Source organism: Promicromonospora sp. NFX87, assembly GCF_048564965.1.
In the GTDB taxonomy this organism is placed as follows: domain Bacteria; phylum Actinomycetota; class Actinomycetes; order Actinomycetales; family Cellulomonadaceae; genus Promicromonospora.
In genome coordinates this window covers 3,710,809-3,731,794 of the sequence record NZ_CP183413.1, presented here as the reverse complement: position 1 = coordinate 3,731,794, position 20,986 = coordinate 3,710,809, and the positions used below count along the sequence as shown (strand labels likewise).

General features: G+C 69.9%; 14 protein-coding genes and 1 CRISPR repeat array. Of the genes, 12 read left to right on the top strand and 2 right to left on the bottom strand.

Annotated features, from left to right (window positions below; translation table 11 throughout):
- Positions 1-125 precede the first annotated feature (125 nt).
- Both ACNYC2_RS16705 and ACNYC2_RS16700 read left to right on the top strand, forming a co-directional pair.
- A complete protein-coding gene (locus tag ACNYC2_RS16705) occupies positions 126-1,457 on the top strand; it encodes a glycosyltransferase (RefSeq protein WP_419702865.1) in 1,332 nt (443 codons plus the stop codon).
- Positions 1,454-3,622, top strand: a complete 2,169-nt coding sequence (locus ACNYC2_RS16700) for an ArnT family glycosyltransferase (RefSeq protein WP_419702864.1) — start codon at positions 1,454-1,456, stop codon at positions 3,620-3,622. The genes ACNYC2_RS16705 and ACNYC2_RS16700 overlap by 4 nt, the downstream gene beginning before the upstream one ends.
- A 318-nt stretch (positions 3,623-3,940) precedes the next feature.
- On the opposite strand, the gene ACNYC2_RS16695 is transcribed toward ACNYC2_RS16700, so the two are convergent.
- On the bottom strand, positions 3,941-4,171 hold the full coding sequence (locus ACNYC2_RS16695; RefSeq protein ID WP_419702863.1) for a hypothetical protein: 231 nt from the start codon (positions 4,169-4,171) through the stop codon (positions 3,941-3,943).
- Between the two features lie 258 nt (positions 4,172-4,429).
- Between ACNYC2_RS16695 and ACNYC2_RS16690 the strand changes: the two genes are divergently transcribed.
- Both ACNYC2_RS16690 and ACNYC2_RS16685 read left to right on the top strand, forming a co-directional pair.
- Positions 4,430-4,765: a PadR family transcriptional regulator gene (locus ACNYC2_RS16690; RefSeq protein WP_419702862.1), complete on the top strand. Its 336-nt coding sequence runs from the start codon at positions 4,430-4,432 to the stop codon at positions 4,763-4,765.
- Positions 4,765-5,226, top strand: a complete 462-nt coding sequence (locus ACNYC2_RS16685; RefSeq protein ID WP_419702861.1) for an HAAS signaling domain-containing protein — start codon at positions 4,765-4,767, stop codon at positions 5,224-5,226. Before ACNYC2_RS16690 ends, ACNYC2_RS16685 begins: the two co-directional genes overlap by 1 nt.
- Before the next feature lie 534 nt (positions 5,227-5,760).
- On the opposite strand, the gene ACNYC2_RS16680 is transcribed toward ACNYC2_RS16685, so the two are convergent.
- Positions 5,761-6,159, bottom strand: coding sequence for a hypothetical protein (locus ACNYC2_RS16680; RefSeq protein ID WP_419702860.1), 399 nt, complete (start codon positions 6,157-6,159; stop codon positions 5,761-5,763).
- 449 nt (positions 6,160-6,608) lie between these two features.
- Here ACNYC2_RS16680 and ACNYC2_RS16675 point away from each other — a divergent pair, with 449 nt between their 5' ends.
- The 8 genes from ACNYC2_RS16675 (at position 6,609) to cas6e (ending at position 17,299) form a co-directional block, all read left to right on the top strand.
- Positions 6,609-8,456, top strand: coding sequence for a SigE family RNA polymerase sigma factor (locus ACNYC2_RS16675; protein ID WP_419702859.1), 1,848 nt, complete (start codon positions 6,609-6,611; stop codon positions 8,454-8,456).
- Positions 8,457-8,697: 241 nt separating this feature from the next.
- Entirely contained in the window at positions 8,698-9,066 is a 369-nt protein-coding gene (locus ACNYC2_RS16670; protein WP_419702858.1) for a helix-turn-helix transcriptional regulator, read from the top strand.
- Between the two features lie 393 nt (positions 9,067-9,459).
- The gene (locus ACNYC2_RS16665) at positions 9,460-12,441 is read left to right on the top strand and encodes a CRISPR-associated endonuclease Cas3'' (protein ID WP_419702857.1); all 2,982 of its coding nucleotides are present in this window, start codon (positions 9,460-9,462) and stop codon (positions 12,439-12,441) included.
- The gene (gene casA, locus ACNYC2_RS16660; protein WP_419702856.1) at positions 12,434-14,074 is read left to right on the top strand and encodes a type I-E CRISPR-associated protein Cse1/CasA; all 1,641 of its coding nucleotides are present in this window, start codon (positions 12,434-12,436) and stop codon (positions 14,072-14,074) included. The genes ACNYC2_RS16665 and casA overlap by 8 nt, the downstream gene beginning before the upstream one ends.
- Positions 14,064-14,744, top strand: a complete 681-nt coding sequence (casB, locus tag ACNYC2_RS16655) for a type I-E CRISPR-associated protein Cse2/CasB (RefSeq protein ID WP_419702855.1) — start codon at positions 14,064-14,066, stop codon at positions 14,742-14,744. Before casA ends, casB begins: the two co-directional genes overlap by 11 nt.
- A gap of 1 nt (position 14,745) precedes the next feature.
- Positions 14,746-15,870 (top strand): type I-E CRISPR-associated protein Cas7/Cse4/CasC, encoded by a 1,125-nt coding sequence (gene cas7e / locus ACNYC2_RS16650; RefSeq protein WP_419702854.1) that lies wholly within the window; start codon positions 14,746-14,748, stop codon positions 15,868-15,870.
- A complete protein-coding gene (cas5e, locus tag ACNYC2_RS16645) occupies positions 15,867-16,604 on the top strand; it encodes a type I-E CRISPR-associated protein Cas5/CasD (RefSeq protein ID WP_419702853.1) in 738 nt (245 codons plus the stop codon). The genes cas7e and cas5e overlap by 4 nt, the downstream gene beginning before the upstream one ends.
- A complete protein-coding gene (gene cas6e / locus ACNYC2_RS16640) occupies positions 16,604-17,299 on the top strand; it encodes a type I-E CRISPR-associated protein Cas6/Cse3/CasE (RefSeq protein WP_419702852.1) in 696 nt (231 codons plus the stop codon). The genes cas5e and cas6e overlap by 1 nt, the downstream gene beginning before the upstream one ends.
- 2,441 nt (positions 17,300-19,740) lie before the next feature.
- A CRISPR array of direct repeats spans positions 19,741-20,074; the repeat unit is 25 nt; unit sequence TCCCCGCCCGACGCGGGGGTGAGCC.
- Positions 20,075-20,986: the final 912 nt, after the last annotated feature.

Below are 20,986 nucleotides of genomic sequence, written 5' to 3'. Positions count from 1 at the left end.
GGTGGCCCCCAAACCAGTGGTCTTCCTGTGCCGCACCTGTGCGTTCGCCATGGCTCGGCCGTACACATGAGATGCATAGGCTGGCCACAGTTTCACCCGGGGTTTCGCCGCCTTTGATCGAAGGCATGGACTCGACACTCTCCTCCGACGCCGGTCTCCGACCGGCCCCTGACGCCGCGGAGCGTCCGCCCGCCGCACCGGTGCTCGACCTCGTGATCCCCGTCTACAACGAGGAGCACGGGCTCGAGCGCGCGGTGCGCGCCACCCACGCCTACCTGACGACGCGCTTCCCGTACCCGGCGCGCGTCACCGTGGTCGACAACGCCTCGACCGACGGCACGCTCGCCGTCGCGCGCCGCCTGCTGGCCGAGCTCGACGGCGTCCAGGTGCTGCACCTGGACGCCAAGGGCCGCGGGCGAGCGCTGCACACCGCCTGGCTCGCCTCCGACGCGCAGGTGCTCGCCTACATGGACGTCGACCTGTCGACCGATCTGTCCGCGCTGCTCCCGCTCGTCGCGCCACTGGTCTCCGGGCACTCCCACCTGGCGATCGGCACGCGGCTGGCCCGGGGCTCCCGCACCGTGCGGGGTCCCAAGCGCGAGCTCATCTCCCGCGGCTACAACCTGCTGCTACACGGCACGCTCGCGACCCGCTTCTCCGACGCCCAGTGCGGCTTCAAGGCCATCCGCGCCGACGCCGCCCGCGAGCTCCTGCCGCTGGTCGCCGACACGCAGTGGTTCTTCGACACCGAGCTCCTGGTCCTGGCCGAGCGAGCCGGGCTGCGTATCCACGAGGTGCCCGTCGACTGGGTGGACGACCCGGACAGCCGGGTCGACATCGTCCCGACCGCGCTGGCGGACGTCCGTGGCATCGTGCGCCTGGGCCGCGATCTGCTCTCGGGGCGGCTGCCGCTCGCGGAGGTCCGCACGCACCTGCCGGGCGCGACCTGGGCGGTCGGCGCCGCACCCGTGCTCGAACCGCGCCGGTCGCTGCTGCTGCACCAGCTCGTGCGCTTCGGCGTCGTCGGTATCGCGAGCACCGTCGCCTACGTGCTGCTCTATCTCCTGCTGGCCGGGATCACCGGGGCTCAGGCGGCGAACTTCACCGCACTCGTGCTTACCGCGATCGCGAACACGGCGGCCAACCGCCGCGTGACGTTCGGCGTGCGAGGCCCGGACCGGCTCGGTACCCACCACGGGCAGGGGCTGGTCGTGTTCGGCCTGGCCTGGGCACTGACCGCCGGATCCTTGTGGGCGCTGCACACCGCGACGCCCGACGCCGGCCGCGGTGTCGAGCTGGCCGTGCTCGTCGCGGCGAACCTCGTCGCGACCCTCCTGCGGTTCGTGCTGCTGCGGGCCTGGGTCTTCCGCCCGCGTCAAGCCGCCGCCCCGACGGCGTCCGGCTCCGTCCCGTCGTCCGCCACCCCAGCTCCCGTCTCCGAGAGGAACCCTTCATGACCACCATCCCCGCACACGCGACCCCGGCAGTCGGCATCGTCGTGCACCCGCCTGCCGACGCCGCGCCAGAAGCCGCCGCGGACACCGCGGCCCGCACACGCTGGGAGCGGCCGGCACTGCTGGGCCTTCTCCTGGTCACGGCGGTGCTCTACCTGTGGGGGCTGTCAGCCTCCGGATGGGCGAACTCGTTCTACTCGGCCGCCGTACAGGCCGGCTCCGAGTCGTGGACGGCGTTCCTCTACGGGGCGTCCGACGCCGCCGGCTCCATCACCGTGGACAAGCCGCCAGCCTCGCTCTGGGTCATGGCACTCTCCGTGCGGCTGTTCGGGCTGTCCTCCTGGTCGATGCTCGTGCCGCAGGCCCTGATGGGTGTGGCCACGGTCGGCGTCCTGTACGCGACCGTGCGCCGCACGTTCTCCGCGCAGGCCGCCCTGCTCGCGGGCGCCGCCCTCGCCCTGACCCCCGTCGCGGCCCTTATGTTCCGCTTCAACAACCCCGACGCACTCCTGCTCCTCCTGCTCACCGGCGCCGTCGCGGCGGTGCTGCGGGCGGTGGAGGGGCCACGCACCACGCGCTGGATGGTGCTCGCGGGCGCCCTGGTCGGCCTCGCCTTCCTCACCAAGCAGCTCCAGGCCTTCCTCGTCCTGCCGAGCCTCGCGCTGATGTTCCTCTGGGCGGCGCCCGTGGGCCTCGGCCGCCGCATCCGCGACAGCCTCCTCGGCGTCCTCGCCATGGCCGTGACAGGTGGCTGGTGGGTTGCGCTCGTCGAGCTGGTACCCGAGTCGATGCGGCCGTACATCGGCGGGTCCCAGACCAACTCGTTCCTGGAACTGACCTTCGGCTACAACGGCCTGGGCCGCATCACCGGCGACGAGGAAGGTTCCGTCGGGGGAGGCGGAGGTGGCGGTATGGGCGGCGGATTCGGTGGCTCCACCGGCCTCGCCCGCCTGTTCGACGCCGAGAACGGCGGTCAGATCACCTGGCTCGTGCCCGCCGCCCTGATCCTCGCCGTCGGCGCCCTGTGGGCCCGCCGCCAGGCGCCGCGCACCGACGTCCGGCGCGCGGCCGTCGTCGGGTGGCTCTCCCTGCTGCTCGTCACCGGCGTGACCTTCTCCTTCATGGCTGGCATCTTCCACGCCTACTACACGGTCGCACTGGCGGCACCGGTCGCCGCCCTGGTCGGCATCGGCGGCTGGACACTCTGGGCCGAGCGGCGCTCGCGGTGGGCGCTGTGGACACTCGCGGCGGCCTCCGGTACGACGACAGCATGGGCAGTGGTGCTTCTCGGCCGAAGCGCCGACTGGCTGCCGTGGCTGCGCTGGACGGTCCTGGCCGTGGGCGCGCTCGGCACTCTCGTACTGGTTGTGGCGTCCGTGCGGGGCGGGGCGGGCACGCTGGCGAAGGCCGGGGCTGCGCTCGCCCTGGTGGCGGGCCTGGTCGGACCGGCGGCCTACACGCTGCAGACCGTCGCCACTGCGCACACCGGGTCGATCGTGACCGCGGGGCCGGCTGTGTCCTCCGGCTTCGGCGGGACGGGCGGGGGACAGATGCCCGGTGGTGGGCAGGGTGCCGGGTTCGGCGGTCAGGCGCCCGGCGGGCCGGGTGGCCAGACCGGCGGCCAGACGGGACAGCCCCCTACAGGCGGTCAGCCGCCGACCGGGACCGGTGGCACACCCCAGGACGGGAGCGCTCAGGGCGGTTCCCAGATGACGGTGCCCGGCGGCCAGGACGGCGGCACCGCCGGTGCCATGGGCGGTGGAGGCGGGATGAGCGGCCTCCTCGACGGCGCCGAGGTGTCGGACGAGGTGGCGGCGCTCCTGCTCCAGGACGCCGACCAGTACACCTGGGCGGCCGCCGCCGTCGGCTCGCAGAACGCGGCGTCCTACCAGCTCGAGACCGAGCAGCCGGTGATGGCCGTCGGTGGTTTCAACGGGTCGGACCCGTCACCCACGCTGGAGCAGTTCCAGGAGTACGTCGCGGCGGGCGAGATCCACTGGTTCGTGGGCGGGGGCGGGTTCGGCGGCCAGAACGGCGGCTCGTCTGCGTCGAGCGAGATCGCCGCCTGGGTCGAGGAGAACTTCACCGCGACGACGGTCGACGGCGTCACGCTCTACGACCTGTCCGGCGCAGCGGGCCAGCCCTCCACCCAGACGCCGGACGCCTGACGCCCCAGCGCCTCGAGCGCACCACACACGGGGGTGCTACCGCGCACTCCATGCCGGGAGCCCGCGCCACGGATCACGAACCTGGTTCTGGCGCCACGGCCCGCGTGGACGAGCTTGCCGGGAGCGAGATCTTCACCTCGCTCCCGGCAGTCGAGGGCGAAGTAGAAAGGAGCGCGCGGTCGTGACGCCCCGGTTCCTCAGGGGAGAACTTCGGCGGTGCGGTCCCAGTCGCGCGGGGTCAGGTAGGGGCGGCGGTGCTCGTAGTCGTTGGACAGGAGGGGAGGAGATGATCGTCCACGGCGGCGACGTTGCAGGCCATCAGGACGTTCCAGACGGCCCCGATGCGCAGGTCGCCGCCGGCCGGCCCGGACAGGAACCGTGCACGGGCAGGCCGAGCTCGTACTTGAGCATGGTGCCGGTGGTGCCGGTCGCGTAGAGCTGGTGCTGCGAGAGGCTGTCATGGTTGCACTCGGCCCAGCGCAGCAGCTCGGTCTTTATGTTGTCGTGCGCGAGCAGGGCGATGTGGCGTTGCTTGACGGCCGGGTACATGGGGAACCTCCGTTGACGGTGTAAGTACCGACCCGAGCCTGCCGAGGAGCCGAACGTGTCCGCGCTTCGGTCGCTGCCATCCTCGGCTGAGATACGCATGAGTCCTCGCCTGTCGGGATGCGTGTTGACGCTGCTCATCTGGCTCGAAGCACTCATGCGAGTGCCGTTCACAGGAGCAAAGGTGGCGGGTAGCACCGCCACATCTGGGCCCGGGCGGCGGCTATCGTGTTTTGCAAGATACCTGGTAGCGTGTACCGCATGATACCGACCTCGGACATGGTCCTGACGCAGTTCCGCAAGGGGGTCGTGGAGTACTGCGTCCTGGCTTGCCTGCGCTCGGCGCCCGCCTACGGGCTCGAGCTCGCCGAGCGTCTTGGCGCCAACGGCTCCCTGCTGACCAGCGAGGGCACGCTCTACCCGCTGCTGTCGCGTCTGCGTCAGCAGAGCTGGGTGACCACGACCCAGGTCGCCTCAGCGGTGGGTCCTCCGCGCCGGTACTACGAGATCACCGACGAGGGCCGGGCGGCGCTGGAGACCTTCACCGCCACCTGGTCCCGTTTCACGACCGACGTCCGTACGATCCTGGAGTCCTGATGACCGCAACGCCCGACTACCCGCCCCTGGTCGAGGCCTACCTCGCCGACCTGGACCGCGCCCTGGCTGGGGCCGACCCGCGCGAGCGCGCCGAGACCGTGGCGGCGGTGCGCGAGCACGCCGCCGAGCTGCTCGCGCGGTACGGCAGCGACGACGAGTCGGCTCGCCGCGTGCTCGACGAGCTAGGCCCCGTGGAACACATCGCAGCCGAGGTGGCCCCCGCCCCGGTGCCCGCCGCCCCGACGGGAAAGACCGAGGCCACTGACGTGGTGCTCGCCGTGCTCGCCGTCGTGCTCTGGCCGCTGGCCCCGGTCCTCCTCGTGTGGGCGATCGTGCGGCTGCGCTCCGGCGTGGGCAACCGCGCCCTGCAGTGGCTCACCATCGTGCTCAGCGCCATCCCCACCGTCGGTGGCGTCGTGCTCCTCCTGATGCACGCCTTAAACCTGTCCTATCTTCGGTAAGTAGATCGGGCTTGCATTTTGCAGGCCTGGCGCGAGTGGACCACGGTGCCGGGTCATGGTCCACCATGCGCCCACCACGCTCGGCCCTTCGTCACGAACCGATGACGTGAGGGCCGGGCCATGTGTTGTCGGGTGAGGATCCGTCCACCAGGACCCGGCCGGGGAGCCGCCATCTCGTCGGGCAGTGCCCGAGATCGGCACGGCGAAGCCCACTCAGGCACTCGACCGCATCGACGTCTGCCGTCGTATAACCCGCGCTCCCGAGCCTCTTGACGTGTGGTCCGAGTGGCGCTGCAACCCCGCGACGCCAACATCATGACAACCCGCCGTGCTTCGAGCTGATCCCTCGTCGGCGGGGAAGCGGTAACGCTGTCCTTATTCCCCCTGGTTCCCCACGGGGTCCTCTGCCCAGGGTCTGGGTGGGGTCGTGGAGGACGGCAGGGCGAGGAGCCGGCGGGGCCGGGAAGCCCGTAAGGATTCCCGGCCCCGCACCACCACAGGTCTTCTCGTTACGGACGGCCCACTGGGGGCACGTCAGCAGTCGTACGACTCGGACTCGAGATGCTGGGCTTCGCCATTCCCGGTAGATCCGGCGGCCCTCCAGTGAAGTATCGCGTGGACCTTGAAGGAACTACCGTGGCTGCAGGCCCAGTGCGCTGTCTCCGCGCGGTCCCACTCCCGGTCCCACCCAGGGCTCGTGGCGACGTCGATGGCGCGCCATCCCAGGTTCGAGTCGTACGCCATGAGGTCGACCCGAGTCACCGAGACGTCGTAGTTCGAACCGTCCGTCTGGTCGTCGGTGATGCTTGCCGCGGCGCTGAGGCCCGTGCCATCCGTGTCGAGCCGCACGCAGCGGATGACCTTGTCGCCCACGCACTTGGGGTCGAAGGCATCAGCCGAAGCAGGCGGGGCGACGGCGAGCGATGTCATCACGGCACCGACTGTTGCGAGGACGGCGAAACGGCTGCGTGTGCGCACTTGGTTCCCTTCACTTGGTAACTGGGTAGTAGGTAGACCGCATCATCTCGGCCAGCCCAGAGGTTAAGGGGACGGCCCGAAGGGGTCAAGAGACACCAAGATCCCCGGAATCGATCGGCTCTCCGATCTGCCCGCACCGCAGAACATGGCTGACAGCTGCGTGCCATCGCGGCATCGGGACTGTTACACGGTGACACCCGACTTGTGGTGCCGATATGCGCTGCACTGGACGGTAGCCTTGCCCGGACGGCGGCCGGTCGCGGGGCGGTGTCGGCGTGGCCGGCGTGGCCGACCGCACTGGACGTATCGCCCGGCCCGCAACCGGCGCACAGTTTTGCCAGAGAGCTGCATCGTGGGCCAGGAAGCCGAGGCTTCGGCTGAACCTTCCCGGGAAGGGGTGCGTCATGGGGAACATGAGCATCCACGTACCCGAGCGGGCCGAGGTCCGCGTGGTCCGATCCAAGGACCAGGAGTTCGTCGCGTTCGTCAGGGACGCCCGCCCGTACCTGTTCCGTACGGCTTTCCTGCTGTGCGGTGACCCGTACCGTGCCGAGGACCTGGTCCAAGGCACGTTCGAGCGCGTCTACCGGTCGTGGCACCGGGTGAGAACCGAACCGCGTGCCTACGCCCGTCGGATACTCGTGAACCTCCGTACCGACACCTGGCGCCGCACCAGCCGCACGGGCCTGCCCGGCGACGACATGATCCGGGTTCCTGACACCCCGGACCATGCCGCTCGGGTCGCCGTGCGGGACGAGCTCGTGCACGCGCTGGCGCAGCTACCGCTGCAGCAGCGGCGGGTGGTGGTCATGCGGCACCTGCTGGACCTGTCCGAGGCGCAAGTCGCCCGCGAGCTGGGGAGGTCGGTGGGGACTGTGAAGTCGGCGAACGCGCGCGGTCTGGAGAACCTCCGAGCCATCCTGGAGCGCGCAGACCTCGCGGACATCCCGGTGCCGCACCGCGACGCGGCCGAGACGCTCGGCGGGAGTCGTGCTGCGCTGCGCAGGCGGCGCACCACACAGGGGGTGCTCGGCGGCGTGGCTGCGCTCCTGGTGGCCTTCTTCCTGACGGGGCCGGTCACGCTCCCGGGCGTGGGTCCAGTCGCGCTCCCGGGCAGCGAGTGGCTCCGTTCACTCGTGGGTCTGGAGCGGCCGGAGGACAACGCAGACGGGTGGCCCGGTGACTGCCCCATGGAGACCTCAGGTCCGGTTGCACCGCCCTGGCTGGAGGGGCGTTGCGTGCTCAGGGCGGATGTGGGGAGCGTGCAGGACGTCGTTGAGGCGGGAGTCGTCGTCGGCGTAGGCCAACCTACGCCGGGTAGCGGTCTGACAGGCACCCTGGCGACGGACGGCTCGATCCTGATGCTCACCGAGGTGGCCCCAGGCCCGGACGACAGCGACGTCTACCTCGACCGGGAGCTTGCGCTGGAGCTGCGTGCGGCTGATGGGGCGAGCCGCCCCGTGGCAGTCAACGGCACCGTCGACGGCCACCGAGCCGAGATCGTCGACGTCGTGCGGCAGGGCGACCGGGTCGCCTGGCTGGAGGTGGCGACGCAGGAGAGCGAGCTGTCGCCCTGGGCGGTCCGCGTGGTCGACGACGCGCGAGACCCCCAGGTGCGCACGCTCATGGAGTCGTCGAGCGATCAGGTGCCTGTGGGATACCGGATCGGGCTGAGCGGCGACTACGTGCACCTGCAGCGCCTCACGGGCGAGGGCGGGATCGAGCAGCTGCGGGTCCAGCTGGCGACTGGGGAGACCGAGAGCGTGATCGTCAGTTCCACCGCGTTCGCCGCCTCGCCGGACGGGGTCGAGTGGGCGAAGGGCGACGTTCGCACCGGGATCGAGCTCGCTGCTCGTGGGGATGACGGCGTCCCGCGGGCGCTCTTGTCCCTCCCGCCTACGGGCGGGTACCCGGATGAGACGGTGAACGAGATGGCGTCGTCGGAGGCCGTGCTGGCGTGGGCCATGGCGGGTGACCTCCATGTGCTTGACCGGGAGTCGGGGGCGGTGACGCTGGCGGAGCTGGACGGAGCGGCAGGCGGGATCGATGCGGACGGCCGAGTGGTGGCGTGGACGAGCTGGCGGGACGGTGTCGGGGCGGGGTATGTGCTTCTCGACGGCCGGGTGTACCGGCTGGAGGGCAGGACCGTCGAGGTCGCCGTGGAGGGGGAATGGCTCGCGTGGGTCAGTGTGCGCGCCGGGGAATCCTCCCCGCGACAGCACCTGGCGCGGATCGTGGGGGCGGGGCGTTGACATCCGGACCGGACGAGGACTGGTCGGCACGACCCAGCGCCGTACTGACCAGTTGGTGGCCCAGGCCGTGAGATGCGCTAGGGAGCTCGGCGGTGCCTACCACCTATGTTCCCGCCGGCAGCAAGGCGCTGGTTGAGCAGGCGGCGGGTCCATGAGGCTTCTCGTACGTCGATGAAAGCGCGTGTGCATCTGGGATCGCCTGGTCCGCTCGGGGCTTTTCGCTATTCCGCACCTGGTAGGTATGGACCTCGAGAACGCCTTCGAGCCCGTGCTCACTATGTCGGAGCTCGCCGCCACCTTGCGGGTGAGCACGCAAGCGATCTACGACCTGCGCCGCACCGGCCGTGGGCCGCGTGCGATCCGTGTGGGCAAGGAGCTGCGGTTCCGGCGCAGCGAGGTCGAGGCGTGGCTGGTCCAGATGGAGAACGAGGACGCCGCCGTCGTCACGAGGAGCGTGCCTCATGAGCGGGCGTCCCCGGACCACGATTGGGACCTAAGGCAGCGTCTGGGGTCGTCTCGTTTTCCTCAGAACCTTCGCCGCGCCTTGGCGGGGCCGTCGCGCGCCGCTTCATGGACGTCCGGTGCTGGTGATGTGGGGGTAGATCGGTAAATTGCAACCAGCCCGAGATGCTCTGTCAGTCCTCAATGTCGGTGGCAACTGGTACTGCAGAGGCCCGGGCGCGGCGGATTCCTGGTCAGTGCCTTCCGTGCGGGGTCCGTCTGCATGTGGCCCGCCGCTGAGGGCGCGACGAAACTGGCGCAGGGCTGCCGGTCCACACACTGACGGGCACCCGCGACTGTTCGGGTGGTCCCCGATCAACGGGTACGTGCCGTCCTCGCCATCAGCGCGATTGCTCCCTCGCTCTCCCGGGGCCTGGGTTACCAAGCCGCGCCAAATGGGGTAGTTAGAGGGTCTAAATACATCTGTCTAGTGATAGAAGCCGCGAGCGCACTTCCTTCATGATCGGCGACGTTGGTTACGGCGCTGAGAGGGACTGGACAGATGTTGAGTCGAGCGGCAGGAACGCTCTGGGGTAAGTCGGGCGTGGGCGAGGCGGGGGAAGTCGAGAGATGGCTTCAGCTTCAGCAGCATATGGAGGACACTGCAGCGGTTGCGGGACGCCTGTGGGACGAATGGCTCCCGCCGATGACGCGACGTCTCCTTGCCGATCCGGTTGGCGGTGAAGCTGCCGCGCGTGATCTTGTCGTCTTCCTCGCTGGTGTGCACGACGTGGGAAAGGCGACTCCGGCATTCCAGGTGCAGGTTCCGGTCCTGGCGAATGTGGTCACAGAGGCTGGTCTGCCGATCGAGCGGGAGATCCCGAACCGGACTGAACTGCCGCATGCGCGAGCTGGTCAGGTGATCCTGCAGCGTTGGCTCGCTGGCCGCGGCTGGGAGCCTGTGCCGGCACGGTCGCTGGGATGTGTCGTGGGTGGGCATCACGGTGTGCCGTCGAGTCCCACGGAGCTCAATGCAGCGCGAGACCGCGATGAACTGTTGGGGACCGGTGCGTGGGTCGCGGTGCAGCACGAGCTGCTGGATCACGTCGTCGCCGCTTTCGACCTGGCGGCGTCGGTCGAACAGTGGCGTGGTTGTCGCGTCCCGGCCACTGCGCAGATGCTCCTGAGCGGCCTGGTCGTGATGGCCGACTGGATCGCGAGCAACCCGGACCTGTTTCCGCTTGAGGCTCTTGAGCAGCGGCCCCTCACCGATGGTCGCTTGGACCGTGCCTGGGCCAGGATCGACCTGCCGCGTCCATGGGCCGCGCTCACGTGCGGCGACGACGCGGACGTTCTGTTGCGCACTCGCTTCGGCCTGTCTGACGGCGCCGTCGCGAGACCGATCCAGGTGGCCGCCTTTAAGGCTGCGCGCACTGTGGATGTGTCAGGCCTGATGATCCTCGAGGCCCCGATGGGCGACGGGAAGACCGAAGCTGCTCTGCTCGCTGCCGAGATGCTGGCCGCGCGGTTCGGCGCCGCCGGAGTGTTCGTGGCGATGCCGACGCAGGCTACGGCGGACGCGATGTTCGCGCGTGTCCTGCAGTGGCTGCGGGCGGTCCCCTCGGCTGAGTCCGGCGACGCTACGGTCGACGCCGACGCGCGCAGAACCGTTCACCTCGCACACGGCAAGGCGCACCTGGACCCGGTGTTCCGTGCCCTGCGCACGCCTGGAGGCCGCGGCGTGAGCAGGATCGACCAGGACGACGACCGGCTACGGGGCGATCGTGACCACGGCACGCCGTACGTGCCGTGGTGGTTCAGCAACCCGAAGCGCGGAGCATTGGCCGACTTCGTGGTCGGCACGATCGACCAGGCGCTCTTCACGGCGCTCCAGGCCCGGCACGTGGTGCTTCGCCATCTCGCCTTCTCACGCAAGGTCGTGGTGCTCGACGAGATCCACGCGTTCGACGCCTTCTCCAACCGATTCCTGGAGCGCGCCCTGGAGTGGTTCGGCGCCTACGGGATCCCCGTCGTAGCGCTGTCCGCGACGCTCCCGGAAAAGCTTCGAGCGTGCCTCGTCAACGCCTACCGCGCGGGTGCGAAAGCGGCGGCCCAGCCGGCTGAGGAGGTTCCTACGCGTCGCCTGTCGCGGGCTGAACGACGCCTGGCCCACGAGCAGGCTTCGTCGGCTCGGTCTGTTCAGGCCACTGAGGTGTTTTCCGGAGAGGTTGTGGACAGTCCGGATGCGACGTCCTTCGTGGGCTATGACCTGGACGGCGTGCGTCACCGTCGCGGTGTGGATTCCGCGGGCCGTGGCTCGTCGGTGACCCTGGAGATCCTGCCCGACGATGGCCTGCCTGCCCTGGTGACGCAGGTGGCAGAGGGGCTGGGGCTGGCTCGGACATCGGACGGTGGATGGGACGGGCGCCCGGAGGGTTGTGTCCTGGTCCTGCGGAACACCGTGCGCCGTGCTCGCGAGACGGCGGCGGCTCTGCGCGCGGTGCTGGGCAACGGGGTCGTCCGGCTGCACCATTCACGGTTCATGGCGGCCGATCGGCAGTACAACGACGGTGAGATGCGCCGCGAGCTCGGTCCTCCCGGCCGAGACGGCAGTCGAGGGGACCGCCCGCTGGCGCGTGTGATCGTCGCGACGCAGGTGGCCGAGCAGTCCCTCGACATCGACGTAGACCTGCTCATCACGGACCTCGCGCCGATGGACCTGCTTTTGCAGCGGATGGGCCGACTGCACCGGCACGCGGATCTGGCATCGCACCGTCCTGAACGGTTGCGGCAGCCGCGGTGTGTCGTGACCGGCGTGAACTGGTTCGGCGACGGGCTCCCCCAACCGACCCAGGGCACTCTGATCTACGGCATGGCACCACTGCTGCGGTCGGCCGCACTCGTGCGCGAGGTACTGGACGGCGACGGCGTGGTGCGGCTCCCAGACGACATCGGGCCGATGGTTCAGCGCGCCTATAGCGACAAGGTGCCAGGCCCGACGGCGTGGCACGAGGCTATAGCGGACGCGGACACGCGGGACCGAGCTACTGCGGACGACCAGGAGAGCCGCGCTGGAGCGTTCCTACTGCAGAAGCCGGGGGAGCTGGAAACGCTCGACGGCCTGCTGGACCACCACGACAAGGACGTCGAACGCGACGGCCGAGCCCAAGCACAGGTCCGCGACAGCGAGGACTCGATCGAGGTGCTGCTGCTCCCACGCGTCGGCCCCGGCACGTTCGAGGTACCGCGATGGTTCGACGGGGAGCTTGCCGGGACACATGTCTCCGCCGACTTCCCGCCAGATCGCGAGGTGGCGCTCGAACTTGCTCGATGCGCGGTCCGGCTGCCGCTGGAGGTCACTCAGGGCAAGGACGGCGACAAGCTGCTCGATGCTCTGGAGACCAATTGGTTCCGACCGTGGCAGGACCTGCCCGATCTGCGTGGCCAGCTCGTGCTCCCGCTCGACCAGGAGCCGCGCCCGTTCGCGGGGTACCTGTTCACCTACACCGCCGAGGAAGGACTGGACGTGAAGCCAGATGAGTGAAAACCGTGCAGCAAGCTTCGACCTGACCAAGAAACCCTGGATCCAGGTCCTTGGCACCGACGGACGACGCCGGGAAGTGTCGATCACCGAGTTGTTCCGCGAGGCGGAGAACCTGCGGGAGATCGTCGGCGAGATTCCGACCCAGGGCTTCGCGATCCTGCGGCTCCTGCTGGCCGTCCTGCACCGTGCCGTCGAGGGGCCGGCGAGCGTGGCCGACTGGGTCAGGATCCGCGACGACTGGAAGCAGACAGTGGCCGACGTCGAGGAGTACCTGGACGAGCACCGTCACAGGTTCGACCTGCGGCATGCCGCGGCGCCGTTCTACCAGGTGGCCGATCTCCGGACGGGTAAGAACAAGGCCTTTGAGCTGAAGAAGATCATCGCGGATGTTCCCGACGGACACCCCTATCTCACCCCCCGGACCGGTCGAGGCATTGAGCGGATCTCGTGGGCGGAGGCGGCGCGGTGGCTGGTGCATGTCCACGCCTTCGATACGGCTGGGATCTTGTCCGGTGCGGTTGGTGACCCAAGGGTGCGAGACGGGAAGGGCTACGGCATCGGCACGGGATGGGCCGGCATGCTCGGCGGCCTCTTCCTGCGCGGCGAGACCCTCAAGGAGACGCTGCTGCTGAACCTTGTCGGGCATGTGGGTGCAGGACTTGAGATCAGCGGTGACGATGTGCCGGTCTGGGAGCGAGAGCCGCACGGGCCTGCGCCCGAGGGCCGCCCACCGGCAGGGCCGGTCTGCCTGTATACATGGCAGTCGCGACGGGTCCGGCTGGTCGGAGATGACGTGGGGGTTACGGCTGTCGTTCTCGCGCAGGGCGACAGGAACACACCGCAGAACCAGCATCATCTGGAGCCGCTGACCGCGTGGCGGTACTCCAAGGCGCAGACAGCAAAGGCGAAGGGCAAGCGGCATACCTACATGCCGCGCGAACACGACCCGGCGCGCGCCATGTGGCGAGGCCTGCCCGGGTTGTTGGCCGGACAAGGCGAAAAGAACGGGATCGAGCCGGGCGTCCTGCGCTGGGCCGCTGTTCTCGAAGCCGACGGGCACCTTCCCAACGGGGCGCTCACAGTGCAGGCCGTAGGCATCAAGTACGGCACCAACAACTCGGTCGTCGAGGAACTGGTGCACGACCACCTCGACCTACCGCCGGAGATCGTGGCGCACGGTGACGGGGCTGCCGCACACCTCGCGCGCCGTGCAGTCGACCAGGCGCAGCTCGCGGTGAGCGCGCTGGCCAACCTGGCCCAGAACCTGTACCTCGCCGCCGGTGGAAACAGCGATTCCGACGGCCCGGCGACCCGCGCCCGCGAGGCCGGCTACCACGATCTGGAACAGCCGTTCCGTCGCTGGCTCCTGAAGCTCGAGCCGGACACGGACATCACCGAGCTTGAGAGGGCGTGGCAGAGCGAGGTACGCGGCGTCGTCGCCCGGATCGGGCGCGAGCTGGCCGAGGGATCCGGCCCGGCAGCTTTCGTGGGGCGCAAGGTCCGCGGCAAGCAGATGGATCTAGGCGTCGCCGAGGTGCGGTTCTGGTCGCGTCTGCGCAAGGACCTTCCACTGGCCGTTCGCCCGGCCGACACAGAATCGGACAGAGACAACGAGGAGCACCATGATGGCTGACAACACCGCCCTGAGGTCGGCGGGCCGGACCGACGCCACTGCCGTCGAAAAGTTCGTGGCGAGCCGTGTGAAGCACTTGCAGGACACGCGGCTGGAGCGGGGCGCGCGCGGGTCCCGGACCGTGGCGCTGCTCGCGCGTCTGCGCCGCGTCGCGACGGCGGAGCCCGGCGTGGACCTGAGCGTCTGGGACGACACGCTCGCTGGCGCACCCGGCTCACCTGATGGTTCGTCGCTCTCCAAAGCGACCGAGCAGGAGCGCGCCATCCACCTGGCCCTGGCGATGTACGCCACGGCCCAGCAGAGCCGGACCGAGAGCGCCCACGAGTACGGCACCGGGCTCGGGCGCGCGGTCCGCCGGCTGGAGGGGCGGCGGCCGAACGTCGGTGGCGGCGACACCTCCCCGGTCCGGCGGCGCTTCGACGCACTGGCGACGTCAGTCACCATGCCCGAGCTCGCGGTACACCTGCGCGGGCTGATCACCCAGCTTCGCGGGGAACGGATCACGCTCGACTACGCCCGCCTGGCCCGCGACCTGTTCGTCTACCAGCTCCCTGGCCAAGCCCACACGGTGCGCCGTGCCTGGGCGCGCGACTACGCCGCGGCAGGCGCTCGAACCGGCCGTGACACAACGACCACCACCGACACGACCATAACTAACAGGGAGAACTGAGATGACCCGCACCATCGTCGACATCCACGTGCTGCAGACTGTCCCGCCGAGCAACCTCAACCGCGACGACACTGGATCGCCCAAGACCGCCTGGTACGGCGGCGTGCGCCGGGCCCGCGTCTCCTCACAGGCGTGGAAGCGTGCCACCCGCAAAGACTTCGAACGCACCGTGGACGCCATCGACCTCGGGGTGCGCTCCAAGCGTGTGGTCGAACTACTTGGCGACGAGATCCGCCAGCAGTCGCCCGAGACGTCCAAGGAAGACGCGCACAAGCTTGCAGCAGAAGTTCTCACGGCAGGCGGGATCAAGCTGAGCAAGCCCCGTAAGGGTGAGATCGAGGAATCCGGCTTCCTCCTGTTCCTGTCCCACCAGCAGGTCACCTCGCTCGCCGGGCTCGTGCTGGAGGCGTCACAGGCCGGGACGACGCCGGACGGTAAGACCGTCAAGGCACTCTTCAAGGACAAGAACTCCATCGACCTGGCGATGTTCGGCCGCATGGTCGCGAACATCACCGACCTCAACGTCGACGCCTCCGTCCAGGTGGCCCACGCGCTCTCGGTGCACGCCGTCGAGGCCGAGTTCGACTACTTCACCGCCGTCGACGACCACAAGGCCGATGACGCCGACGAGGACGCCGGCGCGGGCATGATCGGCACCGTCGAGTTCAACTCCTCGACCCTCTACAGGTACGCGACAGTCGACGTGGACCTGCTGCAGAAGAACCTCGGACAGGATGCGCCCACGGATCAGGCGGTGGCGACCTTCGTCCGGTCCTTCGTCCGGTCCATGCCCACCGGCAAGCAGAACACGTTCGCCAACCGGACGCTGCCTGACGCCGTCGTGGTCACCGTCCGCTCCGACCAGTCCGTCTCGTACGTGGGCGCGTTCGAAGAGCCCGTCCTGGATGCCGAGACCGGAGGCAGGGTTACAGCGGCTGCGAACGCACTGGCGGGCTACGCGAAGGAAGTCACCGACGCTTTCGGCGGGGTACCTGAGCAGACATGGGTCGTCTCCCTCGGGAGCCGGGCCGCAGCGCTCGACGCGCTGGGAGAGCGCGTCTCGTTCGACGACCTGCTCAGCGGGCTCGAGCAGACCGTCGCGGGCAGGCTGGGTGGCACGGCGTGAAGACCCTGCTGCTACGGCTCGCTGGCCCGCTGCAATCCTGGGGCGTGCAGTCACGGTTCACCCGGCGCACCACCGAACGCGCCCCCTCCAAGAGCGGCGTACTCGGCATGATCGCCGCAGCTCAAGGCCGGCGCCGCACCGACACCCTCACCGACCTGCTCGGGCTGCGATTCGCGGTACGCATCGACCAGCCCGGGCGACTGGACCGGGACTATCAGACCGCACGCATCTTCGAGGGGCCCAAGGGAACAGCGCCGTCGCAGCGCTTCTACCTGGCGGACGCCGTCTTCGTGGCCGGAATCCAAGGTGACGACGAGGTGATCAGCGGAATCGAGGACGCGTTGCGCCGCCCGGCATTCCCGCTGTACCTAGGGCGACGTTCCTGCCCGCCCGCCGGCCCAGTCGTGATCGGCACGCGCGCCGACGGTCCATACCAGGCGCTCATGGTCGAGCGTTATCACGCATCGCCGTTCTGGGCGCGGAAACAGCCACCCGACGTCGAGCTCGACTTGCTGGCCGACGGTGGCGTCATCCCGGTGCCGGAGGTACGGGAAGCGCCGGTGACGCAGCGCGACGTCCCCTTGTCGTTCAGCCCAAGCCTGCGGCAGCACGACTGGCGCTCGGTCGAACGCACCACGCTGCAGTTGACCAACCCGCTCGGGCGCGTCACCGTGACTGCCGGGCCGGGACCTTTCACGCATGACCCGATGACCGCGTTCGAGGAAGGCGACTGATGTACCTCACACGGTGCGAGATCAACCCGGTCGCACGCGGTGCGCGCAAGCTGCTCGGCTCGCCGCAGGCGATGCACGCCGCCGTCCTGGCGGGCTTCCACGCTGGATCCGGAGACGTCGGGCGTGTGCTGTGGCGCGTCGACCAGGACCGAAAACACACGTGGCTGTACCTGGTCAGCGCAGCCGAACCGGATCTGACCCATCTGATCGACCAGGCAGGCTGGCCCGCCACCCAGACCTGGGACACACGTGACTACGGCAGGACGCTGGCCCGGCTCGAAGCCGGGCAGAGATGGGCGTTCCGCCTGCGGGCCAACCCCACCTCGAACGTGCGAGACGGGAGCGGAGGGCGGGGCAAGCGCGTCGCGCATGTGACGGTCGCACAGCAGATGGACTGGTTCGTGCGTCGGGCGCCGTCCTTCGGGATCGACGTCGGCAAGGACGAGGAACCTACAGTGGTTCTCGCCGGACGTGGCGTCGACGAGTTCCGACGGCGCTCCGACAGTTCCGCACGAGGCGGCGCATCTGGCCGCACGCCATCGTGGGGGCAGGTCACCGTGGCCTGGGCACAGTTCGACGGGACGCTCACCGTCGTCGACCCCGATGCGCTCCGTGCAGTGCTCACCGGGGGAGTCGGATCGGCCAAAGCGTACGGATGTGGGCTGCTGACCCTGGCGCGCAGCGTGACGCCATGACCTGGGGTGCTCGGCGCGTGGACGTCATCAAACTCTCACGCGCGCAGAACCATTTGACGTTCGTCTACGTCGAGCACTCGGTGATGAGCCGCGAAGCCTGCGCGGTGGCGTCGCTTCCGGAAAGTCTTGGGATGCCGCCGGGCCGCGAACGATCCAGAACGGTACGGCGGGCCGTGCAACTACTGGGTCAGGAAGTGTCCTCCCCGCCCTACGCGGGGGCGAGCCGTTCCAGAACGTGCCCGAGATGCTGCGGATTCGGTCCTCCTGCCGTACGCAGGGGTGAGCCTCCGGGATTTCGCCGGGTGTCCGCGACGATCGAGTGGTCCCCGCCACGCGGGGGTGAACCCTGCGGCCAGGTGGACAACGCGTTCGGAACCGGGTTGCCCCGCTATGCGGGGTGAGCCGAGCGGTTGCCGGGTCTCAAGCGTGCGGCGGGTGTGAGCCGAACCGGCGGCGCCAGGTCCCCGTGATCGTCGCGGAGTCTTCCCCGCCCGTTGCGGGGGTGAGCCCATCGTCAAGATGTACTCGCGGATGCTGCCGACGTCCTCCTCGCCCGTCGCGGGGGTGAGCCCTGCCACCACAACTTCACTGAGCAGGAGCGCGAGTAGTACCCGCCGGCGCTGGGGTGAGCTGTACGAGAAGGCCGAGGGCCTGGCAGTCCTGGCGGTCCCCGCTCCTCGCGGGGTGAGCCCATCCACGACAACGGACCTACACAAAAGGAGGCTCAGTCCTCCCCGCCCGTCGCGGGAGTGAGCCGGGCACGTTGCGCGGGTCAACACCGGCGTAGTCGTCGTCCCCGCCCGTCGCGGGGTTGAGCCCAACGCCTTCTACCTGCAAGCCCAGACCGATGGGTCGTCCCCGCCCGTCGCGCGGATGAGTGAGCCCACCGCTTCGTCGAAGGGCGCGTCGTTGGCGATGTCCTCCCCGCCCGCCGCGGGGATGAGCCCGAGGACGGCAGCATCCTGCACGGCCATTGCATGTCTTCCCGCTTCTCGCGGGGGTGAGCCGACGATCACGATCGCGGTGACGACCGAGATGGTTTCCTCCCCGCCCGTCGCGGGGGAGTGAGCCGTCCTGGGCCGGTGACATCGTCAAGGTGCTGCAGTCTTCCCTGCCTGTCGCGGGGGTGAGCCCAAGAACCTTCGCGTCGTGTACGCGGACCACACGTCCTCCCGGCCCGTATCCTGGGGTGAGCTGGTGCGCATGGCCGACGCGAGCGCGGCCGACCTGTGATCCCCGCCTGACGCGGGGGTGAGCCGCACGATGACGCGCTGTTGTGGGGCGCGCGGCTGTGGTCCCTGCCCGTCGCGGGGGGTGAGCCGGACTCCACCGGTGGTGTGCTCGGCAGCACCGCGTCCTCCCTGCGCGACGCGGGGGTGAGCCCGGTGGCTTCGAGCCAGACCCGCCGGACGCCGGGGTGAGCCGGTGTTCTCGAACAGCATTTTCTCCATCGCGGCGTCCTCCCTGCCCGATGCGGGGGTGAGCCCGCGGCGGTGAGCATCGTCCACGCGACTCGTAGTCCTCCCTGCCCGACGAGGGGGGGGGTGAGCCGCGATGACCAGCGAGACCGAGTTCTGCCAGAATCGTCCTCCCCGCCCGACACGGGGGTGAGCCGACGCCCGATTCCCGGGGCGCCGCCCTGCTCGACGCGGGGGTGAGCAGGGCAAGCCTGGTTGGTTCCGCATCGCCGTGGACGGGCCTTCGAAGGGTGAGGCCGCTGAGGAATTGGGTGACCCGCGACAAGAACGGAAGAAGTTGCGCCCGGAGAACTGGAGCATCGCGGCACGACGGCGTCGCTTCCGCAACGTTGTGGAACGCCGCCGCGACGGCGAGTGAATGTATAACGGCGTGGAGGGGCGTATAACTGCTGGTCAGGAAGTGTCCTCCCCGCCCGACGCGGGGGTGAGTCCTTGACCACCGCGGCGCGGCGGGCAGGCCCGTAGTCCTCCCCGTCCGACGCGGGGGTGAGCCCCCGTCGACGAGCGCCGCCAGGACCACCCCCGGGTCCTCCCTGCTCGGCGCGGGGGTGAGCCCGCGCCGACGAAGCCGCCGCCCGTCAGAGGGTCGTCCTCCCCGCCTGACGCGGGGGTGAGCCCGCCTTCGCACAGTCCTGCGGGGCTTGCAGGGTGTCCTCCCCGCCCGAGGCGGGGGTGAGCCCCGCAGACAGAGCGTGCTACGGCTCACCGGCTGGTGGTCCCCGCCTGTCGCGGGGGTGAGCTGGCCGACGAGGACCGTGAGAAGGTGCGCGCGCAGTGGCCCCCGCCCGACGCGAACTTGCGCTTGGGCGTCGCCCGACGCATGTACTCGATGCGGTTCCCCGGGTGAGGACGTGGAGCACCTGACGATGCAGCAGCTGCGCGGTCGGGAGGGTGCATGCGTCCGTAGGCGTACGCGGGGGTGAGCCTCAGCGAGGCCTGCTCCCCTTAGACAAGGGAGCGTCCTCCCTGCCCGACGCGGGGGTGAGCCGACCGAGGACGGGCAGCAGCGCACGCGCCGATTGACCTCCCCGCTCGTCGCGGGGGTGAGCCGGTCAGCTTCTACCAGGACCCGGAGGACACGCGGCTCTCCCCGCCCGACGCGGGGGTGAGCCCGCGCACCGGCACCACATCCACATCAGCGCCCGGTCTTCCCCGCCCGACGCGGGGGTGAGCCGTGGTTGTGGATCGCGTGTCCGCCGCGGTTGTGGTTTTCCCCGCCCGACGCGGGGGTGAGCCCGGAGTGGAGACCTCCGATGGCCAGCAAGAAGTGTTTCCTCGCCTGACGCGGGGGTGAGCCGATCAGCGTCCGGATGCCCGGCCAGGGTCGGCCTCTTCCCCGCCTGTTGCGTAATCCCGACACCTGGTCGCGGTTCTACCGGTCCGCCGGGTCCTCCCCGCCCGTCGCGCGGGGGGGTGAGCCCACCGACAAGCGCCTCTATGCGCTCGCGGCGTCGTGGTCCCCGCCCGCCGCGGGCGTGAGCCGGACGGGTCGTTGAGCAGGTCGAACTGCTGGCCGTGGTCCCCGCCCTGCGCGGGGGTGAGCCCGGTGGATCGAGCCATGAGGAGGTTGCGGAAGCTGGTCCCCGCCCCGTCGGGGTGTAGGGCGAAGCCCCCCCGAGGTCGTAGACCCGTCTTCCCCACCCGTCGCGGAGGTGATCCGGACGTGGATACGGGCAAGAAGATCCGCCAGCCGTCTTCCCCGCCCCTCGCGGGGATGAGCCCAGCCCGACGAGCTCGGCCACCAGCGGGTCGAGGTCTTCCCCGCCCGTCGCGGGGGTGAGCCCTCCTCCTCGAACGTGACGATGCCTGCCTCGACGTCTTCCCCGCCTGTCGCGGGGGTGAGCCCGGGTTGCCCCACTTCGACGGCCGGGCGACGACGTCTTCCCCGCCCGTCGCGCGGGTGGGCCCGACTGCTGCCACTCGCCTGGCGGGACCGGACGGTCTGCCCCGCCTGTCGCGGGGGTGAGTCGGAGAACCAGCGACGACGACTGAGAACACGCCCCGTCTCCCCGCCCGTCGCGGGAAGGAGCCCTGCTACCAGGGCCGGTCAGCCCGGACCTACACGTCTTCCCTGCCCGTCGCGGGGGTGAGCCCGTCAGCGGCGGCTGCAACCGGGCATTGCGCGCGTCTTCCCCGCTTGACGCAGGGGTGATCCGACCCGCACAGCGCTGCTGGACACGTTGAACGCGTGGTCCCTGCCCGACGCGGG